General features: G+C 51.6%; 10 protein-coding genes. All 10 read right to left on the reverse strand.

Translation table 11 applies throughout. The features are described from left to right. Window positions 1-30: 30 nt before the first annotated feature. The 10 genes from P0D43_RS02070 to P0D43_RS02115 all read right to left on the reverse strand — a co-directional run bounded on the left by P0D43_RS02070 (window position 31) and on the right by P0D43_RS02115 (window position 15,404). Window positions 31-528 (reverse strand): NlpC/P60 family protein, encoded by a 498-nt coding sequence (locus P0D43_RS02070; protein ID WP_394673096.1) that lies wholly within the window; start codon window positions 526-528, stop codon window positions 31-33. Between the two features lie 13 nt (window positions 529-541). After that, complete coding sequence (locus P0D43_RS02075) at window positions 542-889, reverse strand: hypothetical protein (protein WP_159569119.1); 348 nt, start codon at window positions 887-889, stop codon at window positions 542-544. 128 nt (window positions 890-1,017) lie between these two features. Further along, on the reverse strand, window positions 1,018-1,425 hold the full coding sequence (locus P0D43_RS02080) for a heme-binding protein (RefSeq protein WP_159569120.1): 408 nt from the start codon (window positions 1,423-1,425) through the stop codon (window positions 1,018-1,020). 93 nt (window positions 1,426-1,518) lie between these two features. After that, window positions 1,519-9,234 (reverse strand): beta strand repeat-containing protein, encoded by a 7,716-nt coding sequence (locus P0D43_RS02085; RefSeq protein ID WP_394673097.1) that lies wholly within the window; start codon window positions 9,232-9,234, stop codon window positions 1,519-1,521. Window positions 9,235-9,247: 13 nt separating this feature from the next. Beyond that, window positions 9,248-10,948 (reverse strand): ShlB/FhaC/HecB family hemolysin secretion/activation protein, encoded by a 1,701-nt coding sequence (locus P0D43_RS02090; protein ID WP_394673098.1) that lies wholly within the window; start codon window positions 10,946-10,948, stop codon window positions 9,248-9,250. Window positions 10,949-11,028: 80 nt separating this feature from the next. Continuing rightward, the gene (locus P0D43_RS02095; RefSeq protein WP_394673099.1) at window positions 11,029-11,814 is read right to left on the reverse strand and encodes a PP2C family protein-serine/threonine phosphatase; all 786 of its coding nucleotides are present in this window, start codon (window positions 11,812-11,814) and stop codon (window positions 11,029-11,031) included. Beyond that, window positions 11,805-12,797 (reverse strand): type VI secretion system-associated FHA domain protein, encoded by a 993-nt coding sequence (locus P0D43_RS02100; protein ID WP_394673100.1) that lies wholly within the window; start codon window positions 12,795-12,797, stop codon window positions 11,805-11,807. The genes P0D43_RS02095 and P0D43_RS02100 overlap by 10 nt, the downstream gene beginning before the upstream one ends. Window positions 12,798-12,806: 9 nt before the next feature. Further along, window positions 12,807-13,565: a hypothetical protein gene (locus P0D43_RS02105; RefSeq protein WP_394673101.1), complete on the reverse strand. Its 759-nt coding sequence runs from the start codon at window positions 13,563-13,565 to the stop codon at window positions 12,807-12,809. Beyond that, window positions 13,558-14,931, reverse strand: coding sequence for a hypothetical protein (locus tag P0D43_RS02110; protein ID WP_394673102.1), 1,374 nt, complete (start codon window positions 14,929-14,931; stop codon window positions 13,558-13,560). The genes P0D43_RS02105 and P0D43_RS02110 overlap by 8 nt, the downstream gene beginning before the upstream one ends. Then, window positions 14,928-15,404 carry a hypothetical protein gene (locus P0D43_RS02115; RefSeq protein ID WP_159569127.1) on the reverse strand — a complete coding sequence of 159 codons (477 nt, stop codon included), beginning with the start codon at window positions 15,402-15,404 and terminating at the stop codon, window positions 14,928-14,930. Before P0D43_RS02115 ends, P0D43_RS02110 begins: the two co-directional genes overlap by 4 nt. Window positions 15,405-15,408: the final 4 nt, after the last annotated feature.

Raw genomic sequence — 15,408 nt, forward strand, 5'->3', positions numbered from 1 at the left:
GTTTGGCGGGTTTTTTTATTGAGCTGAAATTCACATCACCCTTCTTACTTTCCAGAAGGTTTTTCGCCAGTACAAATCATCCAGCCGACTAATCGTGACACCGACTTTGGTCGAGGCATGAAGAAACTTCCCATCCCCCAGATAAAACCCCACGTGCCGGGTGGAATAGCCTGTTCTGAAAAACAGCAAATCGCCCACCTGCATGGCGTCGCGTGCAATTTCATCTCCCATTTTCAATTGCTGGGCGGTGGTTCGTGGTGCCTTGATTTGAAAATGAGTGCTCAAGGTTTGTTGCACAAACGCTGAACAATCGATGCCCCCCCTGGAATTACCACCCAATTGGTAGGGCGTGCCACGCCATTGTCGGAACTGGGTCAGCAAACGTTGTTGAACTTCACCCTTGTCTGCAGCATCACCAAAAAACAGCGAGCCATCTTCAAGCACCAGCACGTCCGAAGGTTCATCGGGCGCTGTGGCACAGGCTTGCAAAACAAGTGCCGCACACAACAGCAGGCTGCGTAATTTCATTGACTGAATCAGGCTAGACAACAGCCTTCCTTTCGCTGAATCGCAGCAAACCTTTCACAAAACGATACAGCAACCACAGGCTTAAAATGCCATACACAATAAAGCCCACGCCAAACACCATGGTGATCATGGCCACAACAAACCAGAACATACCGATCCAGAAAGTTGATATAAGCCAGTCATAGTGGCTGTAATAAATGGTGCCGGTTGATTCACCGCGCTTGACATAGCAAATAATCAAGGCGATCAGGATTGGAATGAATGCAGTGAAAATACCCACTGCGCCCAAAATATAGGCCACCAGCACGATGGTGCGATTGGACTCTTCCTGGCTGGGAACCGGGTTGGGTTGATAGCTCATCAAGTGATACCCATGTGATCTTCGAATTTTTATTTTAGACGACCCTGAGCGTGCAAAATTCAATTTAACCGGCGTTGAATGCAAAAAACCCCGCCACAGCGGGGTTTGCAATCGAAGTTCAGCGGTGATTACAGCTTCAGCGCGGCAATGCCAGCACGCGCAATTTGCGCATCTTGGTCCGATTTCACGCCAGAAACCCCCACTGCGCCAACCACTTGCCCATCAGCCACAATGGTTACACCACCTTCCAGCAGACCATCTACGTAAGGAGCGGTTACAAATGCAGTGCGGCCATTGTTGATCACGTCTTCAAGAATTTTGGTGTCTTTGCGCGCCATGGCGGCCGACTTGGCTTTGGAAGGGCCAATGTGCGCACTCATGGGGGGTGCGCCGTCCAAACGAATCAAGCCCAGCAGGTGCCCGCCATCGTCGGCCACCGCAATGGTTACAGCCCAGGCATTGGCTTCAGCTTCAGCGCGGGCCGCTGTCAAAATTGCTTGAACGTCGTCAGCAGACAACATGGGTTTGGTTTTCATAAACTTGCTCCAATTCGATTTAAAAATTCAAACCGAAGTATGCGGCACACTTCCCGTGATGGCTACACAGGAAGTCCCTAATCCAGCCAGAACTTAAGGGTTGCAAGCCAACCCTGTGTCTGCCGCGTCACAAGAAGTAGGCTTGCCAGCACCACCCTCCCCTTCGGTGGCGGGGCGCCCTGGCCCAACCTCAACAACCACCCCATGAATAATTTTGCCAGCCACATTCTCGGTTCTGACTACCGAGCGGGTTTGCTCCTGGCGGGCCAGAACCACTGCGCCCTGCGCCGTTGTCAAAGCAGCGGTCTCTTGCGGTGAAAGCAATAAGCTTCCGTTGTAAACCACCGGCACACGATTCAGATTGCGTGCGCCATCGTAAAAGAAGGCCTGAGTGCCTTTGCGCTCCGGACCGGCAAGATACACCACTTGCCCGGGCAACAGGTTGCTGCCCTCGAAAGGCAATACGGTAAGGAACCCGCCCAACCCAGGCCTCGAGGTGTCACCCACTTCAACGCGAATGGCCCCCGCACTGCCCGGCAAACCATTGTCCGACGACTCGCCGAAACTGGCATTTGAACCTTGTGCCCCACCCGATGGGCTCAGGGGGATAGACAAAGTCAGACCCGCATAGGACCGGGCGGTGCCCACCGCAACATCGTTATACGGCATGCGCGCCCTTATCAACGACTCTTCACCCGGCGTGGCCAATCCACGGGCACGAATGGCAATGACATCGGCTTCCACGCCTTGCGCACCCACGAGCAGTTTCACCGTGTTGTTCACGGCAAAAAGGCTGCCTCCCCGATTGGGCAAATAGTCAAATGACATAGCGAAACGATCGCCCGACAAGGCGCTGACCTGGCCGTTGATCTGATTACCCTGCGTCAGGACAACCGAACCATTTTGCGACGCCTTGAACTGGGTCAGCGAACCCGCTGCTGTCGTGATTTGCCCACCGGTTTGCTCAATGGCCGTACTGGCCAAACTGATTCGCCCCAAGCCGGTGATTGGATTGGCAGCTTCTTTGTTCGAGAAAACGTCCAGTGCTGGTGGTAGCAACAGTGCAATTTCAGCTGAAGACAAAGGACTGGGTACACCATGCGCAGCAAAAGTCAGCGTACCACCTTGTTGCTCAATATTACCCAGCAGAAGCAAACGACCATCCGCCGTAATTTCACCACCTCGACTGCTCAGGTTCATCAGTTGCAAATCACGGCGCCCTGCGATATTTGTTTGCTCGGCGCTTGCACTGACATGCCCGGTAAACCGGTTGTTTGAATTCAGCAGATTAATGCTTCCGCCCACCGCAACCAGCTGCGTATTGCCTTGCACTTCTAGCGCATGCGAACCTGTCAGCACCTGGGAAATCTGGTTGGCATTGACTGACAAATTTTCGCTGAACTTTGATTGCGAAAACCTGACATGCTCACCTTGCAGGTTTGTATTCCCATCAACATTCAACTTCAGGATTGCATTTGACGAGCCAACATCTGCGTTGAAATCACCAGCCGTGCGAAGCACCACCTCGTCCGAGGCGTCCAGCGTGGTGTCACCCTTAAAAAGGTTGGCAGAGTTATTTAAAACAATTCGATCTGCGTTCAGCAAAGCATTGTTCAAACTCACCGCGCCGTTTTGGGTCAACTCACCTGTCAGTATTAGCTGACTATCGCCGAGTACTGCGGTTTGCCCCAGAACCAGATTATCTGCTAGCACAGTTAAATCGCCTTGAATTTGAGCGCTTAACTGTAAATCATCCCCCTGCACGGTCAATGAATTTTTATCAGCGATTTCTACAACAGGGTTTGACGAGACATAAGCCTGAACAAGCACGTCACCCACAAAGTCATTGCCTGAATCACCCAGTTCCACTTTGCGCGCTGTCAACGTGGTTTGCCCTTGCACCAACAAGGCTGAATTTTGATCCACTTTGTCAGCGACAACATTCAACGTTTGAAATTCACCTAATGCACCCAAGCTGACTTCGTTCGCGGTCAACGACAAATGTTCAAGACCTGCACCGGTCAGGGTTAAGCGGCCAGTACTGACCAAATTGGCGTCGACTGCATTTTCGATCCGAACCACGCCGTTGAATTGATTGCCGGAATTGCCGAGGTCAACATTCGCAGATTGCAGCAGCAGGGAAGAACCTGTGGTCAAAGCACGGGTTTGCTCAACGCGCTTTGCCATGAACTGCGTGCTTCCGTTCACTTGACCTGAAACAGTCAAGGAGTTCGCATCAACCACACGGGCGCTGCCCGTGGCATTGAACACCACCTCACCCTGAAAATCGTTGTCCGCATGATCCAACGTTACGTTGTTGACATTCACATGGGTATCACCTGCCACCGCCAGCGCACCACGCTGCTCAAGATTTCGCGCGTAAACATCCAACTGGTCAACCGAACCTTCCAAACTCAGGGTATTGCTATCTCGCAGCTGCGCCTGTTCAGTGACTTGTAAATTCACCACACCTTGAAAATCGTTGTTACCACGAAGGTCAACCGCCGTTGCCTTCAGTGTAGTTTCACCATTCACCTTAAGCGTTTGCCCCGGCTGAGTTGATTGAAGAACACGCTCTGCCTCAGCATTCAGCTTGTTGGCGAGCAAGCCAGTGAAAGTCAGTGACTCATCCACTGACACATTGAATTGATCAACTACGCCGCCTACAGTCAATTGGTGCTTGCTTACAAGATTTACTGTGCCGGCACCCTCAAGAATCAACTCGCCTGCAAAGTTGTTCTCCGCATGAGTCAAATTGATGACAGGCGCTGCCAGCGTAATTTGACCGCCCGTGCTGGCAGCTTCATTTTGAGTGATCAGTTCAGCCTGTAAGCGCACTGCGTCTGTAACATCCAATTGGTTTAATTCAATCGTGGCTGCGGTCAAAGTACCTCGCTCAATTTGCAGCTTGTCAGTGTCACCGGCGATGAAAGTTCCGTTCTCGGCGCTTGCATTCAAACTTTGAGAGGCACCTTGAATTTGCAAACTATTCCGGTCAGTCACAGTGGAGTTCTCTGCGACAGCCAAATTCACAATGCCTTTGAAATCATTGCCTGCGTTGTTCAACAAAACAGACTGTGCACCCAATGAGGCTTCCTCATTAATTTCTATCGCGCTCAAGGCAGTCTGTGTAATCTGTCCCCCAGCTGCAGCTGTCAGGCGCCCCAAAGTCAACGCACCCAACTCCAAATCGCCACCCACTGTCGCATTCAGACTTTCAGCGCGTCCTGCCACCAGCAAGTTCTGCTCGGCTTGCACGTTGGCAGTTTGATCCGCATGCAAGGTAACTTCTCCGCCGAAGCTGTTCGCCACATTGTTCAGTTGAATGTTCGCTGCGGTGGCCCGCGTCGTACCGGCAACTGCAAGTGAGGCGGACTGTTCTATATCACCGTTGGCCAACAACTCCAGTGCAGCTGTACTGCCCTGAATGTGAATGTTGTTGTCGTCGCGAAGCGCGGCACTGCCAGTGACATTCAAAATGACATCACCCTGGAAATCATTGCCCGATTCACTCAAATTCACGGCACCTGCATTGATTTGGGTCTGGGTCTCGACAAGCAACGCCGAATTTTCCCGTTGACCCAACTGTTGCGCAAAGACCTCCAATCGACTGGTCGTGCCCTCCACCTGCAATGTATTTGCATCTCGCAGTTGCGTGTTCCCGGTCACTTGTAACTTCACCGCACCTTGAAAATCGTTGTTGTTGCGAAGTTCAACGTCTGCTGCAGCCAGACTGGTTTCACCACGCACCAGAACGACACTGCCAGGCGAGGTGATTTGATCGATCTGCTGTGCGCGGGCACTCAAGTTATTGGCCTGCAACGCGCCCAAGGTAAGGCGCTCTGTCGCTTCCACATTCAAGTTGCCCGTGGTACCGCTGATGGTCACTTGGTTTGCGTCCACAATATCAGCGATTCGAACACCATCTAAAACCAGTTCGCCGGCAAAATCGTTATCCGCCTGGGTCAAAGAAACCGTGTCGGCTTTCAATGTAATTTTGCCACCGGTATTGCTGGCTTGGCGTTGCGTGATTGAGTTGGCTTGCAAGCTGACGTCGTTCAACACGAGCAATCGATCCAGTTCGATAGTCGACGCTGTCAATGTTCCGTTGCTTACTTCCAGGCTTTCACTGCCACCTGCGATCAAGATCCCATTGCTGGCATCAGCGATCAAATTTTGAGTGCCCCCCTGAAGATTCAGGTCATTTCGATCCCGAATTTCGGTGCTTTCCTCGACAGTCAAATAAACAACACCTTTAAAGTCGTTGTTACTGCCATCGATGCGAACATTTTGACCGCTCAATGTAGCCCGCTCTTCGACAGTGATAGCACTTGCAGAGTTTTGCCCAATCAGACCGCCTGAAATTGCATTCAGGGTTCCTATCTGGGTGTCGCCCAATACAAGGTTTCCGGTCGTATTAACATTTAATGTCGCAGCGGTGGAGCGAAGCTGCAGATCGTGCGCGCTGTGTATTGTGGCTTCCTGCGTTGCCTGCAGATCTACCATGCTGCCAAACCGGTTGAACGTGTTGTTCAAATTGATCGTGGCCCCCTCGAAGCGGGAAAAGCCATTAATACCCACAGCGCCCGTTTGTTCAAGAATCGTGGTGGCTTCAACCTGCAAGGCCTCGGCCTGACCTTGAATGCGAATGTCATTCATGTCGTGCAGTGCTACCTGCCCGGCGTCGTTGAATATCACCTTGCCTTTGAAATCATTGGAGGAGTCGACCAACTCAACCCGGCTTGCGCCCAATGTGGTGTCACCCTCAACGGTCAAAGCGCCCTGCTGGCTTACACTGCCGCCATTCAGCGTCAAATTACCCGATGCCACTAAATTGTTTAGCACCACATTTGCCGCATTCAGTGAAATATCTTGTGCATCCAATTGACTCACAGCCAGTTCACCTGCCGCTGTTGCATTCACCAACTCGGCCTTCCCAAGAAGCGCGAGATCACCAGAGGAATGCAAAGCCACTTCACCAGTCAAATCCAGGTGAACAGTGCCCGAAAACGTATTGCTTGTTGAGGTGGCAAGGTTGGCCGTTCCACCCACCAAGCGGGTGTTACCGTTGGCAATCAGGCCACCTTCCTGTTGAATTGAATCGGCATGAATCGCTAAATCACCCTGCGCGGTCAATCCATCTATTACTGCAGTTTGCGCTTTCAGGCTGAGTGCATTAACAACGCCTTTCACGCGCAACTCGTTGGTATCCTGCAAGTCAGCCTGTCCACCCACACTCAGGTTAACTGCACCAACAAAATCATTCTCGAAGCCATTCAGCTCAAGTTCGCTGGCATTTAAACTACTTTCACCGGTTACGACCACCGAGCCACTTTGCGCAATACGCTGTGAATTCACAACAAGACTTTCAACCGTCAAATCGCCCAGCGTAACCAGGCCAGAGCCTGCAAGCGGCGTTGACACTTCCAGAGAACTCGCCTGCCCCAGCACCTCGATGCCATTTCGATCAGCGAGTACCACCTCTCCGGCGTCGAGAAGATTCACCACGCCTACAAAATCGTTTGTCGTGTTGTTCAAGCTTGCAATGCTTGATTGCTCAATCGTTGTAACTCCAGCCACGGACAGGGGAGCATTGCCTTGAACACGCTCTGCTTGCAAGTTCAAGTTGCCAGTCACGTTGAATGCTCCCGCCAGCTCGATTGAACTGGCCTCAAGCCGTGTATTGTGGGTTACACCTTCAACACGCAATTGATTGGCATCGCGAATTCTCGCTTCATCATCAACATTCAAATTGACCGTACCCGCGAAGTCATTGGCGCTGTTTGCAAGCTCAACATGGCTGGCGTTCAGGTGTGTGGAACCAGACACACGAATGGCGCTACCTGGTTCGCTTGCATTGATATGGCGCACCGAATTTGCTGCCACAGTCAACGACTGCGCCTGCAAATTACCCAACGCAACAACACCGGAAACTGCGTCTGTAGACACAACACTGATATCGCCCGCCTGGCCACTCAGTTGGATAGTATTTCGATCAGTCGAATTGACTTCAGCCAGGTCGGCTCCAGCCAAGGTCACAAGACCGACAAAATCGTTGGATGAATCAAGATTAACTGCTGATGTGTTTTGAATAGTCGTGTTGCCATGTGCTACCAGGCTCGCCGTTTGACCAATGGTGTTTGCAACAAGACTTAAATTTCCCTCGGCATTCACACCACTCAAAACAAGGTTGTCTGCCTGCAACAATGCGTTGTTTACCTGCCCGGCCACTTCAAGACGTCCACTGCCGCGCAGTTCTGTTTGCGAGCTCACATCAAGGTTCACCAAACCGCTAAAACGATTGCTGTCCTGGTTCAAGGTCACGCTGTCAGCCAGCACAGTGGTGGTGCCCCCAACAGTTAGCGCGTCATTGCCCAGTTGGCTTAATTCACTGGCCTCCACGTGAAGACGACCTGTATTCAATTCACCAAGCACCACATGGTCACCTGTCAATACGGCTTGCCCAGCCTCACCTGTCACGGTCAAAGATTGGCTGCCATGCAGTGTGGCTTGTCCTTCAACTACCAAGTCGACCACACCGTTGAAGCGATTCTCGCTGTTACCCAAGGTCACTCGGTTGGCGGTCAGGTTACTGCCCGCGCTCACATCAACTGACGTATTTTGAATTTGGCTCACGCTTTGCGTGCTGATGCTCAAGCTGTTGGCGCTCAAGTCGCCAAGGCTTGCTTCTGTGCCAGCGTCGATTCTCAAGTGATTGTTCACATGGAAGCCGTTCACCAGAATACTCTCGCCTGCATTCAGCGTTGCATCTTCTGCAACACCTTGAATATCGAGACTGTTTGAATCGCTCAAACTGAGCTGCCCAGTGACATTCAGTGTCACTTTGTCTGAAAAATCATTTTGTGCATTCTGCAAATTCACTGAATCTGCATTCAACACCACTTCACCGCCCATGCTCACCGCGTTGAGTTGCGCAATATTGCGAGCAATGACCTCGACTGTGGCATTGCTTAGCGTCGAATTAATGTCGCCACTTAAACGCACCGAATCACCCTGCACAGAAATTTGCGTGGCCTGGTTCAGGTTCGAGACATTGATCACGCTAGGTGCACCACCTGCCGAAGCGCTTGCCAGGAAAACAATTCGCCCACCCTCAGCCATCACCGTGCCAAGTTGCTCGATCAGGGCATTCTCGTGACCCGCCATGACTTGAAAAACCAGATTGCCATCGGCTGTGTTCACCGTGACTTCGCTTGCAGCAAGCAGTTGTACAGACGAGTTGGCAACATTCGACGCCAATGTTCCGTTGTTCTCAATGGTGGGGGCAATCAACAGAATGTCTTTTGCTGATATATGGCCATTGTTGATGATGCTTCCAGCGGTGCCATTGATCTCCAGGCCCACCTCATCCGAATTGGATTGCATTCCAGGCTTCAAACTCAAGGTGGAGGCCACCAGACCATTCACACTCACCTGCGAGTTCGCGCCAAATACAATACCGTTGGGGTTAATCAAAAAGACACGCCCATTGGCCTGCAAGTTACCCAGAATTTTTGAGGTGTCCTCACCGGTCACGCGATTCAGTATCACTGCGTTCGCGTTGTCTTGAAGGAACTGAACCGTTTCATTTGCCTCGATGGAGAAATCGCGCCAGTTGGCCACTGCACGGCTACCCTCCTGAACAACCACAGTAGTTTGAGCGTCAGGATTGCTCACCGTGACATTGCTGCCGAGTGAATTTTGAAAAACAGGTGCCGATTGAATGCCGGTGGCATAGATCAGCAACACTGCCGCAGCCAATGGCTTGAGTGGAAAGGAACGTACAGACGTGCAAATGGCGGAGTTCATGATTAATACTCGCTTAGAAATAGTAGATGTAAGATGCAAAAATTCGTGGTGATTGACGCTTCGGATCAGACTTGCGTATGCCCGTTAATTCCCAGGCCAAACTCAGGTTGAATGTGAATACGTCTTGGCGATCCCAGGCCAGACCAAGTCCATAACCAGCCAATTCAGCGTGATTGTCAAAGCCACTGGCCTGTGAACTTGCATCGTGTCGCAGTTGCACACGACCTTGGTCATAGAACACGTTGAACGACAATTCGCGTGCGTAACCGTCGAGCCAGGCAGCCGACGGCAAATAACGGGCTTCCAGCGTAAACAGGTCGCAACTGTCACCCGATGTTTCACCTTGGGCAAAAGCACGTACTGCCGTGGCACCGCCCAAGGAACATTGTTCACTGCTGTCAAGATTGTCAAAGGCCTGCTGGCCACGTAAATAAGCCCACAGCATGAGCTTGCCCGGAACAATTGACTGCAAGCGTCCCAGTGAATAGTTGGCCCGCATGGCACTCAGGTCATCATCCAGACCAAACGGCACTCCACCGGGATAGTTCACTTTGCTTTCTTCGTAAGTCAGATTGAAAAAATTCAAACCGCCGCCTGCGAAACTGTCACGGGAATCACCGTTTAAACCCAATCTGAACGAGTCCACTTGCTTGACTGTTTCCAAGCCGGTCAGCGTTTGTCGGTCAGTAAATTCTTTTTGATCCAAACCTGCCAGGACAAACAGGTTCAAGTTTCGCGAACGCAACAAGGGGTACAAGGCAAAGACCCCGAATGACTCAGCATCGCCATTCAATCCCAAGGGAAAATCATCTTCGCTCAGCTGGTAATTCACTGTGGACACGTTCGCGCCCAACTTCAATCCATTCGAACCCACCGGCAGTGTGTAACCGAGCAAGGTAAAGTCCAGACCACCGGTATCAGACTTCAAATGGCTGACTGACAGGGAATCACCAAGGCCCAAAGGGCTTTCCCATGACAGGGTGGCAATTCCACGGTATGTGCCCGCGAAACGTGAGCCATTTGTATCCACCCCAACGCTTCCGGTCAACGGCTTATCGTTCGTGGGTGTGGCCACCAAAATTGCCTTTCCGGCTTGAGTGCCTGGCTTGATCGCAAAAGACATTCGAATGCCACGCAGATCATTGAGCAGGAAAACCACGCGCTCAACCTCGTCCACGCGAATGATTGACCCGGGCCTCAGGCTTGCCAAATGTGACTGGACAATTTCGCGCTTCACCCTGAGTTCATCTGCAGGCCACACCACCTCTACAGACTCAAGAATCCCTGGCAGTACCGCAATACGAACCACACCATTTTTGATGTCCTGCGCAGGCAGGGAAGCATAGGCCAGGTACAAACCCAGTTCACGCTGAAGGTATGCCGTTACAAGTTGCGCTGCGTTGCTGAGGTCTTCAAACGACCGGCCTGCTCCCACATAGGGAGCCAACAATGTTTCAAGATCGTTCTGGTATCGGGCTTCCACGTCGTCAATTCGGTAAGCCGTGACATCGATTGAGATGTCATTCAAGGGCTTGCCAAGTTCGGGCGCTGCTTTGTCGGGCAACTGATTGTCAATCGTGGGCACTGGTGAGTTTTCTCGGCTTGATACGGCGGGCTTGGCGTTCAACAAGGTGGAGGGGGTATCAACCTGCGCCTGCAATGGCAGGGCGAACACCGCACACAAAGTGGCAAGAAAAAAACGAAAGGGGAACATGGCTGGAACACTTAAAATAAAGGCGAACGCGATTGAAGCATCAAACTGGAAAATGAGAAAATAGGGTCGTTGGCATGGCATCAACCGTTCGAATGACACCCCTCACCTACGAAAAGAACCATGCTGCTTAAATTGTCTGCACGCCCTGTCGCACGATTAAGCGCAAGTTGGTGAATGTGCGTACAAAAACTCTCCTGATTCCAAAGACTCGATCCGATCAAGCCCAGTTCTGCATCACTGAAATGCTCCCAAAGCCCGTCACTGCACAACAAAAACCAATCGCCAGGCGTCACGATGTAAACATCAGAAATATCAATGGTGAGTTCAGAAGGCTGCTCGCCCAGCGCGGTATAGAGCGTGTTGCGGGCTGGTGGCGAATGGTCAGGCTGGTGGTCAGTCATCCACTGCAACATGCTGTGGTCACGGGTTCTTGACACCAAATTGTCTTGATGAAACCTGTATACGCGCGAATCACCAACATGCAACCACAGAGCCTGCAGGGTGTCACGATTCACAACAAGTGCGCAAAAGGTGGTGTGCATGTCCTGTAGCCCGGCATTCAATTGCTGCATTTCAAGAATGCGTTTGTTCACCTGATTCACCATGGCGAGCAATTGCACACGGCAAACAGTTGGTTGCAGCAAGAACAATTCGAGAAAAAAATCAACGGCCTGCTGAGCAGCAACCTGACCACCTTGGTGCCCCCCCGCACCATCAGCAAGCGCGCACACATGCCACGCACCCGAAATAGCATGGTTCAATGCGTCCTGATTCTCGTCACGATCACCTTGATCGCTACGAGAAATCACATGCAGTGAAACGGGTCGCGATTCACCGCAGGCTCCGAGCTGAATGGTCAACTCCATAATTCGCCCAACAATCGATACCGCTCGCAATAAAGATCCCACAAACGGGCTTTTCGGGAAGATGCGAGCTTCAGGTTGAATCCGCCTTCGTGCTGAAGTTCGTCAGCGATCAACTGTGGGTTCAGTGTCGTTTGTGCTTGTTCAATCACTTGTTGAACCTGTGCAATGCTCAGCTGCATGTGCGCAAGCAAATCCTGACAGGCCTGCTCCAAGGACTGTTCTGCAGGCAAGTATCCGGGAGACTGCCCGCCGGTCAGCAAGGCCATGGCTTCATCCACGGTCTTGGAGAATTTCAGTGGATTATTGCCCTTGCCGGACAGGGACGTGTAGTCGCCCCCCAATTCTGTTTTGTACAATCGTCGGGCTTGCAACAACTGCATGTAACCTTGAACGCTGATGCGTAACAGTTGCCTGACAGTGGCCAGCTCCATTTGCAACCCGGCGCTATCCACTGGTGCAACTGCAGGCCCCGGTGCGACTTGTGCCTGCTGCTGGGGACCCACATACATTCGCTGAGCGAGCACCGGAACCTGCCCGGAATCGTTGGATAACTCCGCAACTTGCTGTTCATCGTGATCACTCAACAGCGCATCAATCTGAATTTCGGGTACCGACTGTGGCGACAGAAAATCAAATGAATCCGTCGCGGGGTCAAACCAATTGTTCGGGAGTTTTTCCACAACAATCGAATAATCGCCCAACTTTACAATGTCGCCTGACATCAAAAGCGTGCGCTGAGAAGGATTCATCGGCTTGCCATTGACCTGTGTGCTGTTGGTACCCAAATCGGTCCAGTAGCATTGCTCAGCCTCAAGATCTATCCTGGCGTGCTGGCGTGAAATGACCCTGCCGGGATCGGGCAACACCCAATCGCAGTCAATCGCCCGACCAAGCAAACCGCCTTTCGACGGCACTCTCCATTCATCGATGGAAGGCGACAGCAAAAAACTCGACTGAATTTTGAACACCCAACTTGAACTCATGATGAAGCCCTATCGCAGTACAAAAACCTCACCGCCCAAAACGCCCACATGCATGGGAATTTGAAGTGCGGTGCCGTCATCGTCAAATTGAAGTTGAAAGAGCGGCTGATGCTGATTGTTGAGCAAGGCATACACTGCAGCTCGACGAACCGGAAGCAAACACCACGATTGAGAATCCCATACGCAGTCCGGGAAAATTCCATGTGTGGTGATGCGCCGAAGGTGCTGTTGAAAATCATGATGAACCTGCTGCGCATCCAAACCGTATGCAATGGCGATCTCCCTGTTTCTGACTGAGAAGAAAGGCAGCAAAAGGGTAGTTTTCTTCTCTTGCATCAGACGCAAGAGTTGGAGAATGAAGTCTTGGATTTTTTGCAGATCCTGACCATCGCTGCTTGCCTGCATCACGTCCAGGTAACGCCATTTCGGAAAGGACACGGGCAGATCAACACAAACATCGATCAGTCGGTTTTTCTCCAAACGTTCTCCACGTAACAGCGATTCTTCAAATTCATACAAGACCTGAGGCTGAACAAGTACATCGGCACCCCTGTCTTTCTGTAACTCGACGCACACACGACTGTGGGTGTCATTCAGTACGCTTCCCAGCAAAATCACTTGAATCCGGTTTTCACCAGACTGAATAAACTCATGCACCGGCAAACGCATTTCTTGCCCTGAAATCAATTTGCACAAGACCATGCCATTGAGGCACAGCAGCGCATCTGAGCCTGTCACGCACGCGCGTATCAACAAGGTTTTATCCATGCGTTACATTCCAGCTTGCAATGTGCGCTTGTGTGAGCAATGTCGATGAACCGAAGGACCTTCCCAGCAAGGCGTCCGCAAATTGCCAGTGATACTGCAACTCTGAATGACTCAAACTCAATTCAAGATCTAAGCAGTGCGTATCGGCATTTACGTGACCCTGCAAGCGAATGGTCAGGTATCCAGCCACACCGGGGGGCGTACTCAATACAGCCTGACCAACCGCCAAGGGTGTGGTGCAGTTCACCACCACAGGCACAGTGTGCTCACGGATTAGAAACGGTTCCTCGAAGGGCAGTTGCCCCTCGTCCCATGCATGGGACAAACACCATTGCGTTTGCGAGTTCTGCTCGGGTTGCACAGTGAGGTACATGCGCACGCCCTTGTGCACAAGGCTTGCATGCCATTGAATTGCATCTGCCTGAATTTCCACTGATGCGTTGCCTTGTACTTTGAACTGAAACTTGTGCCCCACCTTCTCCCATGCGGCAGTCAGTTGCATGGCGAAATCAAGCAAATACTTTTGTACCAACACCTGCGCTTCACTGAGAGAACGCTGAGATTGCCAAGTGGACTGAAGAGCTTGCTTATCGCTCGCCGGGCATTCAAGTGGCCTGCGATCGAACTTGAACTGCAGCTGCCTTGCATCCAGCAAAGCGACATGGTGAGCAACTGTGAACTTGTTGTGGCGCATTTCACCAAAACTGCATTGAGCAACAACAGCTTGGAGGCTAAGTGCAGTTTCGCATCGGGGCAACGCCTGAAGGCACACTTGTTGAATCAATGCCGACGGTGTGAATTTTCCAGATACCTTGTGCCGGAAACCCGACTCTGTGCACAAGTGATTAATGTCCTCGGAAAAAGGAGGCAAATGATCTGAATTCAAAACTCCGTCGTGAGTACAAGCCAAATACAGAAGACTTGGATCGGCCTTCGAATTCACCGCGGCAGGCAAACTCACGGTGCTGTTCAATGGCGCAAGCCAGATCTCATCAAACCGGCCCAGACCCGCAAAAATTTGTTGTATCCGATCCAGATTTTGCTGCAGATTCTTTGAATCAGGAGACTGCTCAACACACTGCTTCAAACACACATCAAACGAATTATTCGTTTGTAGGGTCTGTAGCAGTGTGGTCATGCAACATGCTTCAGTGAGCACGCAATAAAGCGCTTGTGTTTGCTCGGTGGCACCGTGTAGCCCCTGGTCTGCCAACGCTGAAATACAAGCGACAAGCCGCGTATTGAAATCAGTTTGTTGACTATAGCCATGACTGATGTCCAGATCCGTCAGGGTCGCTGACACTCGCAGAAGGTGATCTGCTCGCGCCAACTCGGAGAAACGTTCCTTGAGGTCCAGGGTGATCATGCCGCAACCTTTTTGACAAGCAAACCATCCAGACCCAATTGATACAATTCAATCGCGTGAATATTGTCCGCGTTGTCATTGGCTACGAATCCGAAAGCCTGAATCGGACCAAACATGAAACTTAGCTCTGAACCTTCAAGCGAGTTCAGTGCCAGCTTGAGATAACGTGGGTCAAACCAAGGCCACACTCGGTTCTGTCCAAACTCATCTTGAAGATAACGAATCTTTCTCAGTTGATTTTTCAGTGCGCTGCCAGGCTGTTCGTTGAGCAAAACAACATAGCCACGGTTTGTCGGCTTCCATGGCCAATGCTCGGAAGACTTCCCAGCCGAACTCGAGAGCTCGAGAACTCCCGTTGGGCAGTCTACCGGGACAACGCCCCCCACTGTTTGCCCAGAGAACGACGGGAATTCAGCCACAACTTTTCCGGATGAAATCAGATCGCTTGGGGCCACACCAAAGACGCTCAACATGATG

This window comes from Limnobacter sp., assembly GCF_043511195.1.
Taxonomy (GTDB): Bacteria; Pseudomonadota; Gammaproteobacteria; order Burkholderiales; family Burkholderiaceae_B; genus Limnobacter.

Excerpts from the sequence above, each read along its gene's own strand:
- P0D43_RS02110 (WP_394673102.1), bottom strand. The coding sequence starts at position 14,931 with ATGATCACCCTGGACCTCAAGGAACGTTTCTCCGAGTTGGCGCGAGCA.
- P0D43_RS02080 (WP_159569120.1), bottom strand. The coding sequence starts at position 1,425 with ATGAAAACCAAACCCATGTTGTCTGCTGACGACGTTCAAGCAATTTTG.
- P0D43_RS02090 (WP_394673098.1), bottom strand. The coding sequence starts at position 10,948 with ATGTTCCCCTTTCGTTTTTTTCTTGCCACTTTGTGTGCGGTGTTCGCC.
- P0D43_RS02085 (WP_394673097.1), bottom strand. The coding sequence starts at position 9,234 with ATGAACTCCGCCATTTGCACGTCTGTACGTTCCTTTCCACTCAAGCCA.
- P0D43_RS02095 (WP_394673099.1), bottom strand. The coding sequence starts at position 11,814 with ATGGAGTTGACCATTCAGCTCGGAGCCTGCGGTGAATCGCGACCCGTT.
- P0D43_RS02075 (WP_159569119.1), bottom strand. The coding sequence starts at position 889 with ATGAGCTATCAACCCAACCCGGTTCCCAGCCAGGAAGAGTCCAATCGC.
- P0D43_RS02115 (WP_159569127.1), bottom strand. The coding sequence starts at position 15,404 with ATGTTGAGCGTCTTTGGTGTGGCCCCAAGCGATCTGATTTCATCCGGA.
- P0D43_RS02100 (WP_394673100.1), bottom strand. The coding sequence starts at position 12,797 with ATGAGTTCAAGTTGGGTGTTCAAAATTCAGTCGAGTTTTTTGCTGTCG.
- P0D43_RS02070 (WP_394673096.1), bottom strand. The coding sequence starts at position 528 with ATGAAATTACGCAGCCTGCTGTTGTGTGCGGCACTTGTTTTGCAAGCC.
- P0D43_RS02105 (WP_394673101.1), bottom strand. The coding sequence starts at position 13,565 with ATGGATAAAACCTTGTTGATACGCGCGTGCGTGACAGGCTCAGATGCG.